Here is a 22,608-nt window from a genome sequence, read left to right on the forward strand (position 1 = left end):
GGTTCATGCTGTCCACCGACGGCAGACAGCATGAAAGCCGGAAAATACATTTTATAATTAGACAAGCTTAAATTCCTTGAACTCGGGGAAATTTATTTATAACTATTATAAATAAAGGCTGGTACTCTGACACCCTCGTTTTTAAAAATAGATATCGGCCCAGTGATGAACCTTTCCCCCTTGCCATCATCGCTTTATAGAGACGCTGTCTGAAAACAATCCCTGGATTGCGGGGATCGGTCGGATTTTCTACAATAAAAGGGATGGATGCACCGGAATCGCCGACCCCCTTTCCAAACCGGACACTATGCAATAAACCGCAATGCCTGTACCGACGAAGAACCGGATCGCGAAAGGAGTGAAGAAAATGAAGCTTTGGATCCTCTTGGGAGCTGTCAATATGTTTTTAAGTATCGCCTTCGGCGCTTTCGGGGCTCACGGCCTGGAAGGGAAAGTCTCGGAGCGGATGCTGGCCAACTGGCAAACTGGAGCCCAGTACCACATGGCTCACGCCTTGGGGTTATTGTTGATCGGGCTCTTAGCCGGACGCATCGGGGCCGTTTCCTTGGTAAGCGCCGGTGGCTGGCTGATCCTGGCGGGAATCGTTCTGTTCGCCGGCAGTCTGTACGTGATGGCTCTAACGAATGTCACCGTCCTGGGTGCCATCACCCCCATCGGCGGAGTCTCTTTCCTCGCCGGATGGATTTGTATCGCCATCGCAGCTGTTAAATACCTGTAAATGGAAAAAAGCCCGTATCTCTTTTCCGATACGGGCTTTTTCGATCCCTTTTTCAATAGTCAACAAAGCGCTCCTCCGACTTCCTTGACATCTTCCCCTTCTTCCGCCACCGCCGCAATAGCCGCCTTCAAACCGTCCACGATCATCTCTAGAGACATGCTGGGAGCTTCTCTGTGAACGGTCTGCTCCGGCAAATAGGGAATATGGATGAATCCGCCCCGGATATTCGATCCGGCCCGGGACAAATCATGCATCAACCCGTAAAACAGATGGTTGCAAACGAATGTCCCCGCCGAGTGGGAAACCGCCGCCGGAACTCCCGCTTCCCTCATCCGTTGGACCATCCGTTTGACGGGAAGAGTCGACCAATACGCCGCCGGGCCGTCCACTTCCACCGGTTCATCGACGGGTTGCCGCCCGATATTGTCCGGGATTCGGGCATCATCCACATTAATGGCGATCCGTTCCGGTGTCATCCGGGCACGACCCCCGGCTTGGCCGACACCGATCACGATATGAGGTCGTATTTCTTCAATCCCCTCCGTCAGCACACGGCGGGAGTGTCCAAAAACCGTCGGGATCCCCAGAGAGGTGACACGCACCCCGTCCACAACCACTCCCTCCAGCCTCTTCACCGCTTCCAACGACGGATTGACTTCATCTCCCCCAAAAGGATCGAACCCCGTCACCAGCACCGTTTTTTCCATGCGCTTTCCCCCATTTCCCTCTGATTTTTCCAGTGGGATTACCTTTGTCTATTCAGCCGCTGTTGGTGGATGGATGCATTAACCACCCCTCCGAAAACCAGGATTAAGCCCGCCAGATAAAACCAGATCATCAATACGATCACTCCGCCCAAACTACCGTAAGTGGCGGAATAATGGCTGAAGTTATTGACGTAATAGGAAAAGCCCAGGGAAATCAACTGCCACCCCCCGGTAGCTACCAATGCTCCCACTGTCACTTCCCGCAACGGGAGGGTGACATTGGGGGCGGTTTGGTAAATGCCGATCAAAACCAAGGTAATGATCACAAACACCACCAGCCACCGAAAGAGGCTGAACAGCATCACCGTTTCGGCGGGAAGTGGAACCAACCGTTGAACAAAACTGAAAATCAACTGACCGAATACCGGTAAAACCAGCATAAGCGTAAACACCAGCACAAAAGCGATCGTCATAGCGATGGACAACAACTTTACCTGGATGATTGAGCGAGTCTCATCCACTTGATACGCCACGTTCAACGTACGAATGATCCCTCCCACTGCATTGGAAGCGATCCACAAGGTGGCCAACAGACTGGTGGAAAGGATACCTCCCCGACGCTGCTCCACAACCTCCCGGATCGGCTGGTCAATGGACCGGGCCGCCTGTTCCGGAACAATATCCTTGACAAACCGGATCGCCTGGTCCGTATCGATGGAGAGGTAGGGCAACAGCGCCACCAGAAAGATGAGAAGGGGGAAGATGGAAAGCAAAAAATAATAGGCCAAAGCCGCTGCCAAATCGAATATACCCTCATTAAAAACCGATGCGAATACTCTTTTGATAATGGATTTGATCTTTTTCCACTGACTCATGGCGACACCCTCTCATCCGACCATCGTTCCCGTCGACATCTCTACTTTTCCCTTTCTTTGGAAACGTCTATCCTCCTTTACCGTTGCACGCTTCCGTAAAAAAACAGAGATCCAAATAACATCCTATGCCTGCTCGCCTCAAACATGCGAGACTCTTTCCAACCCGGATTTGTTCCCATCCGCCTCGATACCGAACCACGTCCGCCTTCATCCGGTGAGGGAAAACAGGATAAAGAAACACCGCCAAATACAAGGATCCTATCAAACTTCAACCGTCACCCTTCATTTTCCTTGTATAACCTCGATTACAAATCGGGGAATCACTTTTCAGATTTATCCCATTATTCCCTATTGACAAATATCTATATGGCCCGTATATTCAAAGTACAATATATTGAAAATTGGAGATTTAATCGATGAACTCACCATTGGAACGTATCTACACGAAAAACGGAAAAATCGCCCAACAAATTGCCCGACAGTTGATCGGTCTTCCCATCGGAAGCCGTCTTCCGCGGATTGATGATTTTGTAAACGCTCTCAGAACGGCGCGGGGGACTGTTCAGGGAGCCTTAAAACTACTGGAGGAAAGCGGAGCCGTTCAGTTGGATCCCCGAGGCCACTTGGGCACGTTTTTGACGAACAAGGATCAAACCTTGCTCTGGGAGATTGCCGGTCGAAACGCTTTGGTCGGAGTGATGCCCCTGCCTTACTCGCGGCGCTATGAAGGGTTGGCCACAGGACTGGTGGAGTCCTTTCAGCTGATGAATATTCCCTTCCACATCGCTCATATGCGAGGGGCCCATCGTCGGATCGAAGCGGTTCGCAACCGCCGTTTCGACTTTGCGATCGTCTCCCGTTGGGCCGCTGAAAAAACCTGTCAGGAATCGATCGATTTGTCCGTGTTACAAGCCTTCGGCGAAAAAACCTATGTAAACCGCCACGGGATTTTGTTCGCTGATCAATCCGAGGATCGAATCCGGCCGGGAATGCGGGTGGGCATCGACCCCTCCTCCCCGGATCAGTCCGATTTGACCCGGGCCGAATGCCGGGGATTGGATATCCAATGGATCGAAGTCAACTACATGCAGCTTTTTCCGCAGTTGGAAAACGGGGAAATCGACGCCGCCGTCTGGAATCTGGACGAAATCCCGCCTACTTCCAAGTGGGGACTGGGCACTTTCCGGTCGGAAAGTGCCCAGTCCATGAGCCGCCTGCTTTCTGAGGCGACACTGTTGACCCGCCGCCCGGGGGAGGAAGTATGGGCGATCCTGAAGGAACTTCCGCTGAAGCCGATCATCCAAACACAACAATCCGTCCTGGAAGGGAAGACCCTTCCGCATTATTAGCTGTAGGAGGATACCGCTATGCTGCCGGAAGAAGTCAAAAAGCGGCTGGATCTGCTCCTGGACAGCCGCCAGATCCAACCGGACATTTACGATAAGGTCCGGAAAAATCTCAACCGACTCATTCGGGAAGGATCCATCCATCCCGACAGTGACAGTATCGGGCCCTTCACCAGCCACTTGGCCATCGCCGTCGAACGTATCAAAAATGGGAAAGCGATCACAGAAACCAACAAACAAGTGGAAGAATTGGTGACCGACAACCCGGACCTCTACCGCCAATCCGACCGTCTTCTCCAACGTTGCCTCGGACAGACGGAACATTCCGCTACAAAAGCTGAGATCGGATTTATCACTTTGTATATGACATTAGTGAGAAAGAACCGTATGTAAAAAACACTCATTGGTTTGGACCGATCACAGTGTCCACCTCTCCCCTCATCCGTAATTTTCATAATTTTTTATCATAAGAAGGAGGATTCCAATGATTCGAATCGCTATCGGCGGACTGCGCAAAGAGGAAATTCGAAAAGCGGTGAAAGAGACAGGCGGTGAACAAGTGGAAACGACGATTTCTTCGGACTTTGAAGCATCCAAGATGGTTCAAGCAGGAAAGGCGGATTATTACCTGGGTGCCTGCCATAGCGGGGGCGGCGCCGCTCTTTCTGTCGCCATCGGCCTTTTGGGCTACACGAAGTGCTCCACTGTCGCCAAAGCGGGGGGCCGACCGAGGCCCTCGGAAATCGAAAGGCTGGTCCGGGAAGGTAAAATCGCCTTCGGAATGTCTGTGGAAGCGATAGAAGAGGCGGTTCCCATGATCATACAAAGCATTCTGCAGTCATCATCCATCCGCTGAGAAATGATGGAGGAGGAAGAGGCATGGAATTCTCCTTGTTAAAAATGGTTCTGGTGGCTCTATCCACCGCCACGACCGCACTTCTCTCCTACTATGGGCGAGCTGTCTTCCATGACGGGATCCGCCCGATTATGCCCGAATTTATCGAAGGCCGGATGAAACGCCCGGAGCTGGCCTCCATCTCCTTCGGGCTAAGTGTCGGGTTTATTGCATCGGTGGGGATCGCCTTCACCCTGTCTACCCAACTGTTAAATCCCTGGCTCCTGTTTCTTCCCACGGATATTCTGGGCGTCTTCGCCACTCGAGCCTGGTTAGCCGCCCTGTTGGGAGGAACGTGGGGCGTAGCCGTGGTGGCGGGGATATCCGTCGTCCACTCCGCCCTGACTGTTTTCCCCATCGACTTCATCGGGGCACTGGGTGAGTTGAGTTCTCCCGTTCTGGCCGGTTTTGCCCTTTTCCCCATCCTGGCCATCACCTACCAGTTCGGCTGGAAAAAAGGAGCTTTCTCCGCAGTCATCATTCTACTAGTCCGTCAAATGGTTGAGTTAAACTGGATCCTTCCAGAGGATATCCATCTGCTCCCAGAAGCGGGGCAACTCTTTGTCGGTACACTGTTGCTGGCTCTGTTCGCTCTGTGGAAAGACAGGGGAAAAACATCCTCCGAAAAGGGAGTTCATTCCATTTTTGAAAAGCGCACCCGACGGATTCTTCAGGGGTTGCCCTTCTTCGCCGTCACTGGAGCGCTGATCGCCGCCATGGCCAATCTGGGCTACTTTGCCGGTTCTGAGGTCTCCATCTTCACTCTGCAAAAAGCCTACTCCGCCGCAGATCCCTCCCATACGCAAGCCTTGATTCAACAAGCGGCTCTCGCCGATTTTTTACGGGGGATCGGATTTGTCCCTCTGATCGTCACCACTGCATTAACCACCGGGGTCTATGGTGTCGTCGGTCTCACCTTCATCTTCCCCATTGCCTACCTGGCACCCAACGCCGTCTTCGCAGCGATTGGAGGCGCCTTGATGATTTCCCTGGAGGTCCTCATCCTGTCCAAAGCGGGGAAAGCCCTGGAAAAATTCCCTTCCCTGCGGGAGGCTTCCGACAGCATCCGAACAGCGATCACCCAGGTGATGGAAATTGCGCTGCTCCTGGGTTCGACCCTTGCCGTCGTAAAAATGGGCGAGTTCACCGGATTCAGCATCTTCGTCGCTCTCTACGCTCTCAATGAAGTCCTGGGCCGACCGGTGGTGCGGTTGGCCGCTTCGCCCTTGGCCGCGATCCTCACCGGATTGATTCTCAATCTGCTCTACCTGCTGCAACTGTTCACACCGGCAGCCGGTTAAGTTCACCGACTTGAACCGGAAAGGAGATGACACCGTGAGTCAACAAATCCGGACCGTCACCGGCGACATCCCCCCGGACCGCTTCGGGCCCGCTATGATCCACGAGCACATGGTTCTGGACCTTTCCCGCATCCGGGGAGACCGTAATGCCGTCCTGTACGATTCTGCCTTCTTGAACCGGGAACTGAACCGTTTGAGGAAAGTCGGTTGCGGCGGGATTGTCGAAGTGACCAACCGCGGAATGGGCCGAGAAGTTCGCTCTTTAAAAACCTTATCGAAACGGCACGGAATCCCGATCGTGGCATCCACCGGCTATTATAAGCAAACCTATTACACCGAAGAAGTATTCCAAAAAAGTGAAGAGGAACTGTCGGAAATATTCATCTCCGAACTGACAGAGGGGATCCGAGATACACAGATCCGGGCCGGAATCATCGCCGAAATCGGCTCCAGCCTGAACGAAATCACCGAACATGAAGAAAAGGTATTCCGGGCGGCAATTCAGGGGCAAAAAGCGACCGGGGCTCCTTTGAGTACCCACTGTGAATTGGGGACGATGGGGCCGGCCCAACTGCGGTTGTTCACCCAAACCGGCGCCAATACCGCCAAGATATCCATCGGACACCAAGATCTGAACGGGAACCGGGAAGAGCATGATGCACTGCTCCGAACCGGATGCTACATCCAATTTGACACTATCGGAAAAAACCACTACCGATCCGACCATGACCGCATCGAAGATCTGCTCCGGCTGTTGGACCGGGGATACGGGAATCAGTTGATGCTCTCCTGCGACATTACGAAACAATCCTATTGGAAAGTGAACGGCGGTTTCGGCTATGAATATCTCTTCAGTACCTTTTTACCGGAACTAAGACGACAGGGGGTCAGTCGGAAAGAAATCGAAGCCATGATGGTACACAATCCACAACGCTTTCTCGCTTTTGCCTGAAAGAGGGGGAACAGGATGATGAAGCCGTCGATCTTGGATGATATGACGATCGATCAAGCCAAAGAATTGCAGTTTCGGCTGGTTAGCGCCATTGCCCGGGAATTCAGCGGCCATGAATTTTTCCGACAAGGGGACGTCGGTGTCGTTCCGGCGACAGGAAGGCCGGTTCAGACAGCCAAGGTGGAGCAAGTGCTGGCCCATCTGTTTCAGTCCCAGGCCTGCGCTTTGGCTCGGGGAGCCGGAACCGGAGCGATCCGTTCCCTATTGAGCGCCCTCCTGGAACCGGGGGACTCCCTGATCGTCCATACCGCACCTGTCTACACCACCACACGGGAAACCTTCCGTATGATGGGGCTGAAATTCCGGACCGTCGATTTCAACGATTCAGACTCCCTCCACCGCTTTTTGCAGGAGGACCGCCGATCCCGCTTGTTCTATGTTCAACACTCCCGGCAACAGCCAAATGATACCTACGACCTGAAAACGACTATCGGTATGGTTCGTCGGGTTCGCCCCGACCTGCCTGTCGTGGTCGACGACAACTACACCGCATGTAAGGTACCTCACATCGGAGTGGAGCTGGGAGCTTCCTACTCCTGTTTTTCCGGGTTCAAACTTCTGGGACCCCCGGGAATTGGAATCGTAGTCGGAAATGAGGAAGCCGTAAAAACCATCCGGCGTCGCAATTACTCCGGCGGAGGACAGGTACAGGGATATGAAGCGATGGAACTGCTTCGATCCCTGGTGACAGCCCCGGTCGCCATCGCTGTCCAGACGGAGCAAGTCAACCGCCTGCATCGGATGCTGAACAGCGGCCGCATTTCCGGGATCAAACAGGCGGTCATCACCCATTCCCAATCCAAAAACGTGATCGTCGAACTGGATCGGCCGATCGCCCCGGAAGTGATCAAAGCCAGTGAAAAATACGGGGCGGCTGTCTACCCCGTCGGCGCAGAATCCCGGTTTGAAATCCTTCCGATGATCTATCGGGTATCAGGGACGTTTTTGGAAACCCGGCCGGAGCTGGCAAAGACCGGAATCCGCATCAACCCGATGCGCGCCGGAGCAGACTTGACCCTGGAGATTCTGAAAAGGGCCATCGCTGATGAAACCGGGGAGAGGGGCTGACATGTTTCTTCCAGTCACTATATCCCGAAATCCGCAATTGATCGAATGGGCCGTTCACTGGCACCGAACGGGAAAAATCCGGCCCAACACTTACGTCCTCGATCTGGATGCGATCGAATACAACACCCGATGCCTGGCAAAAGCCGCGCGATATCACGGTATTCAACTTTACATGATGACCAAGCAGATCGGGCGCAACCCTGAAGCGGCCCAAGCGATCGCAAAAAACGGAATCCACAAAGCCGTTGCCGTGGATCCCTGGGAAGCCCTTCATTTGGCCAAAGCCGGGATCGAGCTGGGAAATGTCGGGCATCTGGTTCAAATCCCCTCTTCGATGGTGGAGGAAGTAGTCTCATGCCGTCCGGAAGTGATAACCGTCTATTCCGTAGAAAAAGCGGCGGAAATTTCCCGGGCCGCCCAAAAACAGGGGCGGGTACAGGAAATCCTGTTGAAGGTCACGGGTGAAGGGGATGTAGTCTATGAAGGACAGTGGGGCGGATTTCGTGAGACCGAGCTTCTCGCCGAACTCCGGGGGATCGAGTCGCTCCCCGGCGTCTCTCTCGCCGGAGTCACCGCCTTTCCCTGTCTCCTGTACGACGGGCAAAAGGCAGTTCCCACACCCAATGCTCAAACGCTCTTACGGTGTGCCCGAAAGCTGGAACAAAAACAAAAGCATCCCTTGAAACAGATCAATGCCCCCAGCGTAACCGCCTATACCACATTGCCCCTGCTGAAGAAGATGGGGGCGACCCATGGAGAACCCGGCCACGCTTTGACGGGAACCACTCCCCTGCACCGACACCCGGGGCAAAAAGAAATTCCCGCCATGGTTTATATCAGTGAAATCTCCCATATCGATGAAAAAATCGCCTACGCCTACAGTGGAGGCCATTATCGCCGTTCCCGGGTTCAAGAAGCCTTGGTGGGAAAAACCTTCGACCGGATGAAGACACGACCGGCTCGAACGCTGGATCTCGCTCCGGATGCCATCGACTACTATACGGGCCTGCAACCCGACGGACCGGTGGAAGTAGGGGACACTGTCGTCTATGCTTTTCGCACGCAAATTTTTGTCACCCGCAGTGAAGTGGCAGTCATATCCGGACTACAAACCGGGCGTCCTCAAATCCGGGGCTTGTATGACAGTTCGGGGAAACAAATCCGTTGAGCAAAGGTGGGATGACCATGAAAAAAAGGGCCATTCTGCTGATCCTGGACAGCTTGGGCGTCGGGGCCATGGACGATGTTCCGAAAAGACGTCCTCAAGATCAGGGAGCCCATACGTTCCGCCATATTCTCGACCGTGCAGAATCGATGGACATTCCCTGTCTGGAATGGTTGGGGATCAATCGCCTGCTAAATCATCCCCGACTTGAAACAACCGGAGAAATGGCCAGCTGGGGAACGTTCCGACTGCAACACGAGGGAGCGGACAGCTACGCCGGCCATCAGGAAATCATGGGCACCCGTCCCCGTACCCCTGTGTTACAGCCTTTTATTCAAGTCATGAAACCGGTAAAAAAATCCTTGGAAAACAAAGGATATCGGGTTGAAATTCCCGAACCGGATCGGCCTTTTCTCTGGGTGGAGGGCGCCGTTGTGATCGGAGACAACATGGAAACCGATTACGGGCAAATTTACAACGTCAGCGGCGCCCTGGATCATATCCCCTTCGAAGAGGTTCTGCGGATCGGACAGATTGTCCGCCGGAAAGTCCGGGTGAACCGGGTGATCGCCCTCGGAGGAAAAAATGTCAGCCCCGAGCAACTCCTTCACAGCATCGAACGTCGATACGACGGTCTGATCGGAGTCCATTCCCCTAAATCCGGAATTTATCGGAAGGGATATCAAGCCCGGCACCTGGGATACGGTGTCGATTCCGGCCGGCAAATCCCCGGTATTCTGATCCGAAATGGTTGGAAGGTGGACCTGATCGGTAAAATGCAAGATGTGATCACCTGTGACGGAGCCGGTGCCTACCCCGGAGTCAAAACCGACCGGGTGATGGAAACCTTGTTGTCCCGTCTAAGGGACATGGAGCAGGGCCTGGTGGCCGCCACTGTCCAAGAGACAGACCTGGCGGGACACGCCCAAGATGTCGACCGATACGCCTATACCATCATGCAGGTTGACAGATACCTGAAATCCGTCCTGGAGGAGATGGAACACGAAGACCTGCTGTTGATCAGCGCCGACCACGGTAATGATCCCACCATCGGCCACAGTCAACATACTCGGGAAAAAACCTTCCTCCTGGCCTACGGCAAAAACCAGACCGCCGTTTCCCTCGGCGAACGATCCACCCTGTCCGACCTGGCCGCCACCCTGGCCCAATTCTTCGAAGTCCCATCCCCGGAAAACGGAACCGGATTCTACCATGCCATCCCGAAAGAAAAACCGTCACCCTAAAGCACGGGGCATAGCGAGACCCGGGAGCGAAGCGACCGCGGCGAGACTTTCGGCGATTGACCGGACACGCTCTAATCCGTCCGGTTTTATGCGGCTGTCAATGAAAGAACCCATGGACTCAGCAGAGACCATGGGTTCGGTGATGATCAAGAAGCTGGTTGCTCCATCTTGGTCGGCTGTGCTTCCGGTCGCTCCTTCGAATGCGGCGAACGATCCTTCCGTACATCACGGAGGAAGAAACTGAGGATCAAACCCAGGATGGTAAATCCGGTCGCCCATAGAAAAGCATCGTTGATCCCCATCACCGCCGCCTGTTTCTGGGCTTCTCCCGTGAGAAGCATGTTCAACGCTTCCCGGGAGGAGTCAGCCGGCAACCCGACGGTTTCGGCAAACTGCTGAAGACGGCTCAGATATGTTTGACTGAATCCCGCATCAAACAAGGTCATTTGTTCGCTCAGTTTTCCGGCGTGCGCATTCATCTGTGTGGTGTAAATGGTTGTCAGCAAAGCAGTACCGACGGAACCGGAGACTTGCCGCATCGTGTTGGTCATGGCATTGCCGTGACTGTTGGATTGTTCCGGAAGTTGGTTCAATCCGGCTGTCATAATAGGCATCATCAACAGAGACATCCCGAAGGCCCTGACGGTGTAAAGCAGGATGACATGGCTGTATCCGGTCTCCAAGGTAATATGGGTAAACTGGAACGTGGTCACCGCCGTAACCGTCAATCCGACAATGGCCAGGGGACGCGGACCGAACCGATCAAACAACGCCCCTGAAACGGGTGACATCAATCCCATCACCACAGCCCCCGGCAACATCAACAACCCGGATTCAAGCGGAGTAAACCCGCGCAGGTTTTGTAAGTAGATCGGCAATAAAAACATACCGGCATACAGAGCCATCGTAATGATGGCGTTAATGATCACGGACAGGGTGAACATGTCGTACTTAAACACCCGAAAGTCGAGTAACGGTTCCTCCACGCTCAGTTGGCGGATCACAAACAAAACCAGTGAAAAAGCGCCGATGACCAGACTGGAAACGACCGTAGCACTGTCCCAACCGTTGTTGCCCGCTTCGCTGAACCCGTACAAGATTCCGCCGAAACCGATGACGGATGTGATGATCCCGTACAGATCCAGGGGAATTTTGCGCCGGGTACCGACATTTTTCATCAAGAGAGCCGCCAGGATGATGGAGATGACCCCCAAGACGACCATCCCATGGAAGAGAATCCGCCAGGAAAATTGTTCAATCACCCAGCCGGACAGTGTCGGACCCACAGCCGGAGCAAACATCATCCCGATTCCGAGGATGCCCATCCCCCGGCCTCTCAGTTCCGGGGGAAAGACAAACAGGATGACATTCATCACCAGAGGCATCAAAACCCCCGCCCCCACAGACTGAATTAAGCGCCCGGTCAGCATCACCGGAAAGTTGGGGGCGATCCCGCACAAAAAGGAACCCACGGTAAAGAATAACAAGGAAACAGTGAATAGTTTTCTCGTGCCGAAGGTCTCCATCAGATAGGCGGAAATGGGAATCAGGACCCCGTTGACGAGCATGTACCCGGTCATCAACCATTGAGCGGTGTTGGCAGTGACACCGAAGTCATTGATCAAACGGGGAATGGCTACGTTCAGCAGGGTCTGGTTGAGAATCGCCAAAAACATTCCCATCATACAGACCGCCAACAAAGGAATGTACCCAGCTAAACCTTGGTTTTGATTCGGGGGATTTTGCGCACTCACAGGCTGGAACCTCCTTTCTCTTTCAATGGCGGTCCAGCGGAACCGATTCACCGATCAATAGAAACGGTGGCGTTCATTCCGGGGACGAGACCCTCCGGGTATTCATCCATGGAAATGTGAACCGGAATCCGTTGCACCACCTTGGTGTAATCCCCGCTGGCATTTTGCTGGGGCATCAAGGAAAAGGTGGAGACCGTAGCGAGTCCGGTCTGTTCCACTTGACCTTTTATCGTGGTATCGGATTGCGCATCGATCGAGATATCGACTTCGGCTCCCTCTTTGACATCCTGAATCTCTGTTTCTTCGATATTGGCCACAATGTAAAGTTCGTCCATATCCACCAAGCTGCCGAGGGGCTGACCCGGAGTGATCATTTGTCCTTTCTTCCCTTGGTTCTGCACGATCGTACCGTCCTTCGGCGCCTTGATATCGGAGGTTTGACCGTCAGCTCCCTTCACCTGACCGATCACATCCCCTTTTTGAAAGGTGCTCCCTTCTTTTCCTTTCCAACGAACCAGTTGGCCCGGGGTACTGGCGGAGAGTGTCATAAGACCCCCTTGAACCTGGGCATCATCCGTCTTTACAAAATGAGTCTGTTGATAATAATAGTAGTACCCGCCCAGGCTGGCACCGACAATAATCAGCAAAAGCACGACATTGATCAGGATGAGACGAGACGTTTTCACTTCAGCTGCTCCTCCTTTCGGTTATTCCGTTAACGGTGGATGGATACCGTCGCATTCATACCTGGAATCGCCCGTTTCCCCTCCCAACCATCGAGCCGAACCCGTACCGGCACTCGCTGCACTTCCGCGGCGGAAGAACCGGACGAACGGAGCGATGAGTCTCCAGAAGGGTTACCCGCCACAGTTCCGATCCGGCTGACCGTCCCGCTGAAGGCTGTGTCCGGATAAGCATCCAGGGAAACATCCACGGACTGATCTTTATGAACTTCCCGGATTTGATCCTCGTCGATATAAGCCTGAATATAGGGATGCGAAAGATCCGCCACCATAGCCAGGGGCATCCCCGAAACCGCCGCCTGTCCCGAGACAGCCCTGGACCGGATCACGACGCCGTCGATCGGGGAACGAATCTGGCGGGAAGACAGCTCCTCCTGTTCACCCGGTTGTTGACCCGTCGTCTGCATTCGGGAATTTTTTTGGACCCCCAGGACATCATTCGCCTTCACCCGGTCGCCAGTTTTTACTTTCCACTGACTCAGTCTGCCGGTGGCCTCCGGTGTGATGGTGACCGTCTCCGCCTCCACCCGGGCATTATCCGTGATGATATAGCTGGCCTGCCGGTGAGCATAATACGTTCCGCCTCCTACAGCGGCCGCCAAAAATACCAGCACAAACAAGGTTATCCATCCCTTGCGCTTCATGATGGATCCCCCTCCGGCGAAGAGTCGGCACCCTCCTCCAATACTTGAAGGAATTTACGGAGCTGAATAACCAGAAGTTCTGCATCCTCCGGATCCATTTGACGGAGGATGTTTTTAAAGGATTCCGTATTGAGTGCCGGAACCCGGTCAACCAGCTCCCGACCTTTCGGAGTCAAATCGATCCAGACGACCCGCCGATCCTTGTCATCCCGTTGCCGTTGAACCAATTCGGAATGTTCCAATCGATCCACAATCCCGCTGACGGAACTGGTGGTCATCCCGGCTTTCTCACTCAGATCGGCCAGGGACTGCCGTCCCTCAAAGCCTAACGTCCGCAGGATCGCACTTTGCGGAACCGTCAGATCATATTTCTTTAACTCTTGGAACGCTCTCTGCTTCAACGCCCGAGTGCTCCGGCGCAAGAGAAAGATCAATTCATCGATTCGTTCTTCTTTCTGCATGACTCCACCCCTTTCTCTTCCATTATCCTTGGCAAGGCAAAAATTTCGTATACGAATGTTTTAAGTTTAATCCATTCGTATACCAAATGTCAATGTCGAAATCATATCCAATCCCATAAAAAAACCGCCATTTATCATGGCGGATGGATGCAACCCTGGGCGAGACTTGTGCCCTTTGGGTGCAAAGGTATGGTGATATCGTTCGCCTATTTTGATGAAAAATCTGTCGAGATAGAAAATTTCATGCTATGATCAAAGACAGAAACCGGAATAAGGAGCTGATCCCTGTGAGCAATGCCGTTATCGCTCGAAAAGATGGGGATGACTATCAGGCGTATTTTTTTTGGTTGCAGGCCTGCCAGTTGTTTTACGATACAGGAGTCAAAAAAGTGGGTTTTGAAGATGATGCATATAAGTCCTTTGATGACATCGCCGTTTTTCATGACACCCCTGAATTGGATGCCTTTGGACAGTCCGTCGAAGCGGACTATTATCAAGTGAAATATCGAGTGGTGCAAGGGGAACATATAACATACGAAAATTTAACAAAGCCGAGCTTGATTGGGGCGAAAGAATACTCCATCCTGGAAAGACTGTATAAAGCCTATCAACAATCCATCGAAAACCGACGAAACAACCGGTTTCATCTAGTGACTTCCCAACGCATCGATCCGAATGATCCATTATCCAAACTGATCTCCAACCGTGAAGGCGAAATCCGGCTGGATCGACTATTTGCCGGCGGGCCCAAAAGCCGGATGGGAAAAATTTATACCTGTTGGATGAAACATCTCGGAATCAATAAAGAAGAGTTAGAAGCCCTTTTGCGCTTCTTCCGCATCCAGGACAACGCCGGTTCATTGGACGATATGCGGAAAAAGCTGAATGCCTTCCTTTCATCCGCCGGCCTTCAACCGGTGAGGAACGACAAACTCACCCATCCGTATATCAGCCTCATCGATAGTTTACTGAAACGTCAACAAAAATGTTTCACAAAAGAAGAGCTTCAAAAATTTTGTGTCCATCAAGGTTTGTGGAGGGGATTCAACCCCGAGCCCCCGACTGTGAAAGTGGGGATTCGCAGTTTTGATCAGCGACCCGGAAACATGGAAGATGAGACGGATGAGATCATCGATTTCAAGCAACATTTCAACGGCCGCCATATCAAAGATCCCAGGTCTTGGTCGGAGCACATTTATCCGGAGCTGAAAAGAAAATTGTTCTCCTTCAAAAAGGGAGAACGTTATGACTTACACATGGAAACCCACTTATCCATTGCTTTTTCCGCCGGGTACATCCTTCACTCCAAAACGGGGATCGATGTGGCACCGGTGCAATATGGGGTGAGCTGGCGATGGAATCCCTCGAAGGAAGACCGGGATGATCCGGCATTAACCGCCGAGAAATCGGATATCATCGACTCCTCGTCGAAGGATGTCGCTTTGGCAATCGGAATCACCATGGATATTACCGACGATGTGCGTATGTACCTGGATCGAGCGAACATCCCTGTCCGACGGCTTTTTTCCTTCCGGGTCGGGGACAGAAACAGCGGTCATGCGGTCAAAGATGGTACCCATGCCAAGAGGTTAGCAGAAGAGATGAGAGAAATCATCAGGCGCCGAACATCGGAAGAGCGCGAGGGACAGTTGCACTTTTTCTATGCAGGACCCATTGCGCTGATGTTTTACCTCGGACAAGAAGCCATCCGATTCGGCTCATGCAAGCTTTACGAATATGATTTTAACAACCAACTGCCCAGTGCCTATCAACCATCCTTATCATTTCCGCCCGCCTCCCGTCCCGACCAATGATCTCCATTGGATCTCTTGCTTTTATCCTGGTCATCACCTGGATCATCATCTTCTTTCTCTTCTTTTTCATCATGAAACAGAACTCCGGTTTGGCCGGTGAGATAGTCGAATGGAGTATAGAAAGCGTGAACGTTTTTCCTTCGAATGATGGATTTGTAAAGAACGATCCCGATGAGTACGATAATGAGTGCTGAAAAGGAAACCGTGGTAAACCCTCTCTCCAAAGAGGGTTTTCTTTTTTGCCTCTGTCCGTTTCATCTTTCAAACGCCGGTTGCCAACCTTACAAAGGAGTAAGGTTGGATTCATCTGATTCGATCGATTCGATAGGAGGGGTTCCGTTACAGTAAAGATGTCCCGATAGACGGAACCATTCCACAAGAAAGAAGGGAAAGACAGACATGGAGATGCTGAAGGTGAACAAACTGAGCAAAGTGTACGGAGGCAAAGTGTCCTACCGCGCCCTTTCCGATATCGACCTTTCCATCGAGCAGGGAGAGTTTGTAGGGATTATGGGCCCGTCAGGCAGCGGAAAGACCACACTGCTCAACATGGTCTCCACCATCGACACCCCCACCTCCGGGGAAGTACTGATCAACGGAAAGAATCCCCATACCCTGAAAAAGCACGCTCTGGCCACTTTTCGACGGCGGCGCCTGGGCTTCGTCTTTCAGGATTTTAACCTGCTGGATACCCTGACATTGGGGGAAAACATCGTCCTCCCCTCACCCTGGACAAGAAGGGGATCAAGGAGATGGATCAAAAACTCCACACGGTGGCGGAAAAATTGGGGATCACATCCATCCTGGACCATCGAACCTATGAGGTTTCCGGCGGACAAAAACAAAGGGCCGCCGTCGCTCGGGCGATCATCCACGAACCCTCTCTGTTGCTGGCCGACGAGCCGACGGGGAACCTGGATTCCAAATCCTCCAGGGACGTGATGGAGACCATGGAGAAAATCAACCGAAATGACGGTACAACCATGATGCTCGTCACCCACGATCCTACAGCCGCCAGCTTCTGCCACCGAGTGATCTTCATCAAAGACGGCCAACTGTACAATGAAATCCACCGGGGAGACCACCGGCAAACTTTCTTCCAACAAATCGTCGATGTCCTGTCACTGTTAGGAGGGAACGCCCATGACCTTTCGTCAGTTCGCTCTTAACAATGTCCGGCGCAACATGCGGGCTTACACCGCCTATTTTCTGAGCAGTGCCTTTGCTGTGATGGTCTTTTTCTCCTATGCCGTACTCATTTTTCATCCGGACATCACCGAAAGCGGCGAACTCGGACAAATGACCCAAACAGGCATGCAGGCGGCGGAATATATCATCTTTGTTTTTTCATTCCTGTTCGTTCTATACTCGGTCAGTGCCTTTCTCAAAGTGCGCAAAAAAGAGTTCGGGATTTTAACCATTTTGGGCAGTTCACGAGGGCAATTAAACCGCATGGTATTCCTGGAAAATATGATGATCGGACTTCTGTCCGTTGTCACAGGAATCGCAACCGGGATGATGCTCTCCAAACTTTTCCTTCTTTTAAGCGCTCAAGTCCTGGAGTTGGAAAAAGGATTGCCCTTCTATCTCCCGTGGAGAGCCATCGGCCTGACCGGTGCCGCCTTCCTGATCTTGTTTTTGGTGATCTCGTCTCTCACCACATTATTGATCCGCAATAATCGGGTGATCGAACTCCTGCAAAGCGCCAGCAAGCCGAAAACCGAGCCAAAAGCGTCTATTCTGTTGTCCCTTTTGTCGGCGGGGTCGTTGGCAGCTACTTGTTATCTTCTCTTATACCAAGAATTGAATAATTTTAACTTATTAACCTCTCTGGTCCTGGGTACGATCGGTACCTACTTCATGTATACCCAGCTCAGCGTACATCTGATCCGCCTGTTGAAGAAAAACCGCCGTTTCTTCTGGAGGGGAACACGGTTGGTATGGCTGTCGGAGCTGTCTTACAAGGTGAAGGATAACGCGCGGATGTTCTTCCTAGTGACGATCATCACTGCAGTAGCCTGCACCGCCGTCGGGGTCGTCTTCGCCTTTGAGATGACCAACAAGCAAATTTACCAAAACAATTCCTTTCCTTTCACCTATAGCATTTACAACGAGGAACAAAAGAAGGAAAAAGAAGCGCTCACAAACGCCCGTCAACAGATCGAGAAGACCCTGGATCTTGAACAAGTGACATACGAATCGGTCACGGTGAAAAGCGCTCTTATTCAATTCCGTAAGACCAATAAACCGCAGAAAGCGATCTCTCAATCCGCTTACAATCGCATTGCCAAGGTCATGGATTGGAAATCGCTGAAATTGAAAGATGATGAAGCTGTTTTTTTCTATCGACCCTCACCCTTGAGCACGGAAAAGCCTGACCGTTTATCAATCGTTACGAAAAAGGGAGAAGAGCTTCCCCTGCAAATCATCGACCAAAAAGAGCAGGCGATCTTCGGTGTCAGCGTCCTGGTCATACCCGATTCCGCCTTTCAACAGGCCGATAAAGGATCGGAAGAGGTCACAGCCGCCTATGCCGTCCCTCAATGGCGGGAAAACGAAACCCCCAATGATCAGGAGGTCAAACTCGGCCGGGAGTTGGAAAAGAAACTTCATCCCCAATATAATCCTGAAGCCGTCGGTTTCTTGTATTCCTCAGGGGCCCAATTCCAAATGATCAAAGAGCTGAATTCAGTCATGCAACTGATCGGGATGTTCATCGCGGCGATCTTTTCCATTTCCACGGCCAGTTTCCTCTATTTCCGGCTGTACACCGATTTGAAACAGGATCAGCTGCAATACCGGACCATTTCCAAGATCGGCATGAACCTGAAGGAAATGAGACAGGCCGGCACTGTGCAAGTAGGTCTTCTCTTCTTCGTTCCCTTCACCGTAGCCGCTATACAAACCGTGATTGTCTTAAGAGCGTTACAGGAAAGCTTCGCTTTCGTCAACATGTGGCAACCTTCCCTGACCGCCATCGGCGCCTTCTTCATCCTGCAACTGATCTACTTCCTCGTCGTCCGGTCCCGGTATTTGGCACAGCTGAAACGGGTCATGGTATAAAAAATCGAAGATGAGTTTCAAAAAAGGCACCTTCCGGGGTGCCTTTTTGATGGGGTGGGTCATTAAAACTCTGTCCATGTTGCGCTTGAACTTCCCTCTGCCGCTTCCACATCTTGAGTCAGGTGGGCCGGTTGTCCATAAAAATCACTCGGGATACAACAGTACTTTTCCAAAAAAATCTCTCTTATGAAGCATATCTTCAAATACTTGCACTCCCTCTCTCAGTGGAAGGCGATGTGTAATCATGGGTCTAACATTGAGCTGACCCGTACGCATCATGTGAAGGGTCGTTGTCCACTCTTTCCCGGGGAACGGGGCCGATACGGCATTCCAAGAGCCGTATACCCTCAGCTCGTTACGGACAATCCTTTCAAAAAAGAACCGTTCGATGCGTACACCTTCGTATGGAATGCCCATGAAGACCACCTCTCCCCCTTTACAGGGAAGGGCAAGTACTTCAGCAGAAGTAAAGGGGGAACCGGCGGATTCCACAGCCACATCCACCCCTTTTTGATCTGTGTATTCCATCAATTGTTCATAGGCTGATTTTTCCTGCGGGTTGATGATCACATCGGCTCCCATCTGTTTGGCTACGGACAGTTTCTCAGGGTCCATATCGATCGCATAGACGGTTTTGGCACCAAAAAGTCTTGCCCATTGAATGGAAAGCAGTCCGATATTCCCGCATCCCAGCACAGCCATACTTCCACCGGGTCGTAAGTCAGTCCGGTATAAGCCATGAACGGCAACGGCCGAAGGCTCAATCAGTGCGGCCATATCATCCGATATAGCATCCGGGAGAGGCCATACGTTTGCAGCCGGAAGTTTTGTAAATTCCGCAAAGCATCCAGGCTGTCTAGATCCCATCACCGTCAGATTCATACATTGAGAAGGAACCCCTTTCAAACAGGGTTCACACTTTCCGCAGACGATGGCCGGACAGGCAGCAATACGGTCGCCGGGAGAAACATGCGTGACCTCTTTCCCAACCGTTTCAACCACCCCGGTAAATTCATGGCCCCATACCATCCCCTCTATATAAGGACCCAGCTTTCTGTACCGTGAGAGATCGGATCCGCAAATGCCGGCCGCTTTTACACGGATGATTACCTCATTTTCTTCATCGATCACCGGGGGCTTTACCTGTTCATGGCGAAGATCACCCACTCCATACAATTTCAAGGCATTCATCGTTCATACTCCTTTTTCCGCGATTAAGCGGCCGTCGATGGATTCTTCCGCCTTTTGAATAACCGATATATACCGATCAGAACAATGAAGGTATTGATCACGACTTGACGGTCCAGGTACCAATCGCTGATCATTTTTCCATAAGGACCTAACATGGTATCCACTAAAGATTGAACCATATCCGTCTACACCTCCGGCCCCGTACAAACGGTAAGATTTTAGCTAACCAGCGGCCGTTTCCTCTTCAACCGGCACGAGGGAAACCTTGATCGCTTTTCCGTCTTTAATGGCCTGATAGCCTTTATCCCATTCAGCAATCGTGAATTGATGGGTAATTAAGGCTTTCGTGTTTACACGGCCTTGATTGATCATTTCAAGAGACGGGTTCCAGTCCGCGGATTTTTGACTGCGAGTACCGATGATGCGAATTTCCTTTTGAATGATTTTTGCAAAGTCGATTTCAATCTTTGCTTCAGGGAAAATGCCGACTTGTACATATTCACCCTTCTTGGCGATTAAGTCCAATCCCATACTGGCGGCAGACACCGCACCTGTACATTCAAAAACAAGATCAGCTCCATACCCGTCCGTCCACTTCTTTACAATGCGATCCACATTCTCTTTCTGAATGTTTACAGCTCGGTCGATTCCCAGCTCTATCGCCTTGTTGAGGCGTATTTGGTCGTGATCCAAACCGGTGATCACAACCTTAGCTCCATATGCTTTTGCAATCTGTGCGGTTAAAAGTCCAATCGGACCCGGCCCGAGTACGACTGCAACATGGCCCGGACGAATCGTTGTTTTCTGAATGGCGTGGTGAGCGCAAGCAAGCGGTTCTGTCAGTGAAGCGGATACCGTATCTACGTTATCCGGAAGCTTATGCACATGGCTGCCTTTGGCTACCAGATACTTGGCAAAACCGCCGTTCACTTGCGTACCAAGCCCTTTCCGATGATCACAAAGGTTATAGTCGCCGGTCTTGCAATAACGGCACTTTCCGCAAACATAAAAAGTGGTTTCCGAGGTCACTCGATCCCCGATTTGAAATCCAGTCACATCAGAGCCCACTTCCACGACGACTCCTGAAAATTCGTGACCGAGAGTCACCGGAGCATTCACTCGATAATAACCTTCATATGTGTGCAAATCGGAACCACAAATCCCGGCATATTTCACCTCAATCTTAACCTGGTCCCGACCGACAGAAGGCTCCTCCACATTTGTCAGATGCAGATTCCCATAACCGGGCTTTTCTTTCACCAGCGCTTTCATTGAAATCCCCTCCCTGCTTACTCCATTACCGCATCAATTGATGAATGAGAACATTCGGTAGATCACATAGTTGACAAGGTTCCCGCCCTGGTCAATACTTGAAATCAGACTGGTCCCTTCCGGCATACTGAACTGGGCATTATTCGCCATTTCTGTATGAACCCCTGCAATATCTGTCGCCATATAAAGCGAGAGTGCAATCATAACCGAACCCACAATCACCGAATGAACGATGTTGCCCCGTGCCGCTCCCACGATAAAGGCGACAATAAAGGGGATCGTCGCCAAATCACCAAAGGGCAACACATTGTTACCGGGGAGGATGATGGCAAGAACCACCGTAATCGGCACCAGAATCAGGGCAGTCGCAATGACAGATGGATGTCCGATCGCAACCGCCGCATCCAAACCGATGTAAATATCCTTTGCTCCAAAGCGCTTCTGTAAGAACTCTCGGGCGGATTGTGAGATCGGCATGAGGCCTTCCATCAAAATCTTAACCATACGTGGCATCAGGAGCATCACGGCGGCCATGGATATTCCGATGTTCAGGGTATCGCCAATGTTATACCCCGCCAGAATACCCAGCATAATGCCCAAAAACAGCCCGACAAAAAGGGATTCACCGAATATTCCGAAACGCCGTTGGATGGCTTCAGGATCGGCATTCAGCCTCCTGATAAACGGAATTTTATCGAGGAGCCGCACCATAGGAACACCGAGGATCGCATATGATATGGTACTGCCGGTAGCTACAGAGATACCGGGAAGTTCAAAATATTTTTCCAACATGGGGGCTGTCCAATCGGCGATCTTCAAGCAAACAATCTCAAAAAGAACGGCGGCAATTAAGGCTTGAACAAGACTTCCACCAGAGAGGAAATAGACGATTGAACCGATAAATGTAAAATGCCAAAAATTCCATATATCCACATTCATCGTTTTCGTCGTTTTTGTTAGAAGCATCAAAACATTGACCAACAGCGCCAGTGGAATGATGAAAGCGGCTACCGGACTGGCCCACGAAATCGTCGCCGCCGCAGGCCAGCCGACATCAATAATATTTAATTCCACACCGATTCGCTTGACCATCGCCTTGGATGCGGGCCCCAGATTATTAACCAGCAAATCGACAACCAGAAAAATACCGACAAAGGCAACACCGATCGTAACAGCCGAACGAAAAGCTTTTCCGATTTTTTGGCCAAAAATAAGTCCTAATAGAAAGATAGCGACAGGCAATAGAACAGTGGGACCTAGATCAAGAAAGGATTGAAACCCTTCAATCACTCCATCCATGAGAATGCCCCCTTT

General features: G+C 51.7%; 22 protein-coding genes and 1 pseudogene. 12 read left to right on the forward strand and 11 right to left on the reverse strand.

The window, feature by feature from the left end:
* The first annotated feature begins 367 nt into the window (after positions 1-367).
* Positions 368-739 carry a DUF423 domain-containing protein gene (locus CHM34_RS14730; protein WP_094265368.1) on the forward strand — a complete coding sequence of 124 codons (372 nt, stop codon included), beginning with the start codon at positions 368-370 and terminating at the stop codon, positions 737-739.
* A 59-nt stretch (positions 740-798) separates the two neighbouring features.
* Here the strand turns inward: CHM34_RS14730 and pcp are convergent, their stop codons facing one another.
* Positions 799-1,446 carry a pyroglutamyl-peptidase I gene (gene pcp, locus CHM34_RS14735; RefSeq protein ID WP_094265369.1) on the reverse strand — a complete coding sequence of 216 codons (648 nt, stop codon included), beginning with the start codon at positions 1,444-1,446 and terminating at the stop codon, positions 799-801.
* 38 nt (positions 1,447-1,484) lie between these two features.
* Positions 1,485-2,321: a YihY/virulence factor BrkB family protein gene (locus tag CHM34_RS14740; protein ID WP_094265370.1), complete on the reverse strand. Its 837-nt coding sequence runs from the start codon at positions 2,319-2,321 to the stop codon at positions 1,485-1,487.
* Positions 2,322-2,737: 416 nt separating this feature from the next.
* On the opposite strand from CHM34_RS14740, the gene yhfZ reads away from it, so the two are divergent.
* From yhfZ to CHM34_RS14785, 8 genes are all read left to right on the forward strand, one after another.
* Entirely contained in the window at positions 2,738-3,670 is a 933-nt protein-coding gene (gene yhfZ / locus CHM34_RS14750; RefSeq protein ID WP_094265372.1) for a GntR family transcriptional regulator YhfZ, read from the forward strand.
* Between the two features lie 18 nt (positions 3,671-3,688).
* A complete protein-coding gene (locus CHM34_RS14755; protein WP_094265373.1) occupies positions 3,689-4,060 on the forward strand; it encodes a PRD domain-containing protein in 372 nt (123 codons plus the stop codon).
* A gap of 91 nt (positions 4,061-4,151) precedes the next feature.
* Entirely contained in the window at positions 4,152-4,523 is a 372-nt protein-coding gene (locus CHM34_RS14760; protein ID WP_094265374.1) for a DUF2620 domain-containing protein, read from the forward strand.
* 23 nt (positions 4,524-4,546) lie between these two features.
* Complete coding sequence (locus CHM34_RS14765; protein WP_094265375.1) at positions 4,547-5,863, forward strand: YhfT family protein; 1,317 nt, start codon at positions 4,547-4,549, stop codon at positions 5,861-5,863.
* Between the two features lie 34 nt (positions 5,864-5,897).
* Positions 5,898-6,815 (forward strand): phosphotriesterase family protein, encoded by a 918-nt coding sequence (locus CHM34_RS14770; RefSeq protein WP_094265376.1) that lies wholly within the window; start codon positions 5,898-5,900, stop codon positions 6,813-6,815.
* A gap of 18 nt (positions 6,816-6,833) precedes the next feature.
* A complete protein-coding gene (locus CHM34_RS14775; RefSeq protein ID WP_094265416.1) occupies positions 6,834-7,943 on the forward strand; it encodes an aminotransferase class I/II-fold pyridoxal phosphate-dependent enzyme in 1,110 nt (369 codons plus the stop codon).
* A 1-nt stretch (position 7,944) separates the two neighbouring features.
* The gene (locus CHM34_RS14780) at positions 7,945-9,111 is read left to right on the forward strand and encodes an alanine racemase (protein ID WP_094265377.1); all 1,167 of its coding nucleotides are present in this window, start codon (positions 7,945-7,947) and stop codon (positions 9,109-9,111) included.
* Between the two features lie 17 nt (positions 9,112-9,128).
* A complete protein-coding gene (locus CHM34_RS14785; RefSeq protein WP_094265378.1) occupies positions 9,129-10,352 on the forward strand; it encodes a phosphopentomutase in 1,224 nt (407 codons plus the stop codon).
* Positions 10,353-10,498: 146 nt separating this feature from the next.
* Here the strand turns inward: CHM34_RS14785 and CHM34_RS14790 are convergent, their stop codons facing one another.
* The 4 genes from CHM34_RS14790 to CHM34_RS14805 are packed head-to-tail and all read right to left on the reverse strand — an operon-like array spanning position 10,499 to position 13,954.
* Positions 10,499-12,106 (reverse strand): DHA2 family efflux MFS transporter permease subunit, encoded by a 1,608-nt coding sequence (locus CHM34_RS14790; protein WP_240512043.1) that lies wholly within the window; start codon positions 12,104-12,106, stop codon positions 10,499-10,501.
* Positions 12,107-12,153: 47 nt separating this feature from the next.
* Complete coding sequence (locus tag CHM34_RS14795; protein ID WP_094265379.1) at positions 12,154-12,792, reverse strand: biotin/lipoyl-containing protein; 639 nt, start codon at positions 12,790-12,792, stop codon at positions 12,154-12,156.
* A 29-nt stretch (positions 12,793-12,821) separates the two neighbouring features.
* A complete protein-coding gene (locus tag CHM34_RS14800; protein WP_094265380.1) occupies positions 12,822-13,493 on the reverse strand; it encodes an HlyD family secretion protein in 672 nt (223 codons plus the stop codon).
* Positions 13,490-13,954, reverse strand: coding sequence for a MarR family winged helix-turn-helix transcriptional regulator (locus CHM34_RS14805; RefSeq protein WP_094265381.1), 465 nt, complete (start codon positions 13,952-13,954; stop codon positions 13,490-13,492). Before CHM34_RS14805 ends, CHM34_RS14800 begins: the two co-directional genes overlap by 4 nt.
* 287 nt (positions 13,955-14,241) lie before the next feature.
* On the opposite strand from CHM34_RS14805, the gene CHM34_RS14810 reads away from it, so the two are divergent.
* The gene (locus CHM34_RS14810; RefSeq protein ID WP_169713762.1) at positions 14,242-15,768 is read left to right on the forward strand and encodes an SAVED domain-containing protein; all 1,527 of its coding nucleotides are present in this window, start codon (positions 14,242-14,244) and stop codon (positions 15,766-15,768) included.
* Here the strand turns inward: CHM34_RS14810 and CHM34_RS14815 are convergent.
* Positions 15,723-15,992 carry a DUF3951 domain-containing protein gene (locus CHM34_RS14815; protein WP_094265383.1) on the reverse strand — a complete coding sequence of 90 codons (270 nt, stop codon included), beginning with the start codon at positions 15,990-15,992 and terminating at the stop codon, positions 15,723-15,725. The genes CHM34_RS14810 and CHM34_RS14815 overlap by 46 nt on opposite strands.
* A gap of 175 nt (positions 15,993-16,167) precedes the next feature.
* On the opposite strand from CHM34_RS14815, the pseudogene CHM34_RS14820 reads away from it, so the two are divergent.
* Both CHM34_RS14820 and CHM34_RS14825 read left to right on the forward strand, forming a co-directional pair.
* A pseudogene (locus tag CHM34_RS14820) lies at positions 16,168-16,937 on the forward strand (ABC transporter ATP-binding protein).
* Positions 16,912-18,831 (forward strand): FtsX-like permease family protein, encoded by a 1,920-nt coding sequence (locus CHM34_RS14825; RefSeq protein WP_094265384.1) that lies wholly within the window; start codon positions 16,912-16,914, stop codon positions 18,829-18,831. The pseudogene CHM34_RS14820 and the gene CHM34_RS14825 overlap by 26 nt, the downstream one beginning before the upstream one ends.
* Before the next feature lie 144 nt (positions 18,832-18,975).
* Here the strand turns inward: CHM34_RS14825 and CHM34_RS14830 are convergent, their stop codons facing one another.
* The 4 genes from CHM34_RS14830 to CHM34_RS14840 are packed head-to-tail and all read right to left on the reverse strand — an operon-like array spanning position 18,976 to position 22,593.
* Entirely contained in the window at positions 18,976-20,022 is a 1,047-nt protein-coding gene (locus tag CHM34_RS14830; protein ID WP_094265385.1) for a galactitol-1-phosphate 5-dehydrogenase, read from the reverse strand.
* A gap of 23 nt (positions 20,023-20,045) precedes the next feature.
* The gene (locus CHM34_RS19390) at positions 20,046-20,201 is read right to left on the reverse strand and encodes a hypothetical protein (protein ID WP_169713763.1); all 156 of its coding nucleotides are present in this window, start codon (positions 20,199-20,201) and stop codon (positions 20,046-20,048) included.
* 43 nt (positions 20,202-20,244) lie between these two features.
* Positions 20,245-21,294, reverse strand: a complete 1,050-nt coding sequence (locus tag CHM34_RS14835; RefSeq protein WP_094265386.1) for a zinc-binding dehydrogenase — start codon at positions 21,292-21,294, stop codon at positions 20,245-20,247.
* Between the two features lie 33 nt (positions 21,295-21,327).
* The gene (locus tag CHM34_RS14840; RefSeq protein WP_094265387.1) at positions 21,328-22,593 is read right to left on the reverse strand and encodes a PTS galactitol transporter subunit IIC; all 1,266 of its coding nucleotides are present in this window, start codon (positions 22,591-22,593) and stop codon (positions 21,328-21,330) included.
* Between the last annotated feature and the right edge of the window lie 15 nt (positions 22,594-22,608).

Origin of the sequence: Paludifilum halophilum, from assembly GCF_002245355.1 — a bacterium.
Classification (GTDB): domain Bacteria; phylum Bacillota; class Bacilli; order Thermoactinomycetales; family DSM-45169; genus Paludifilum; species Paludifilum halophilum.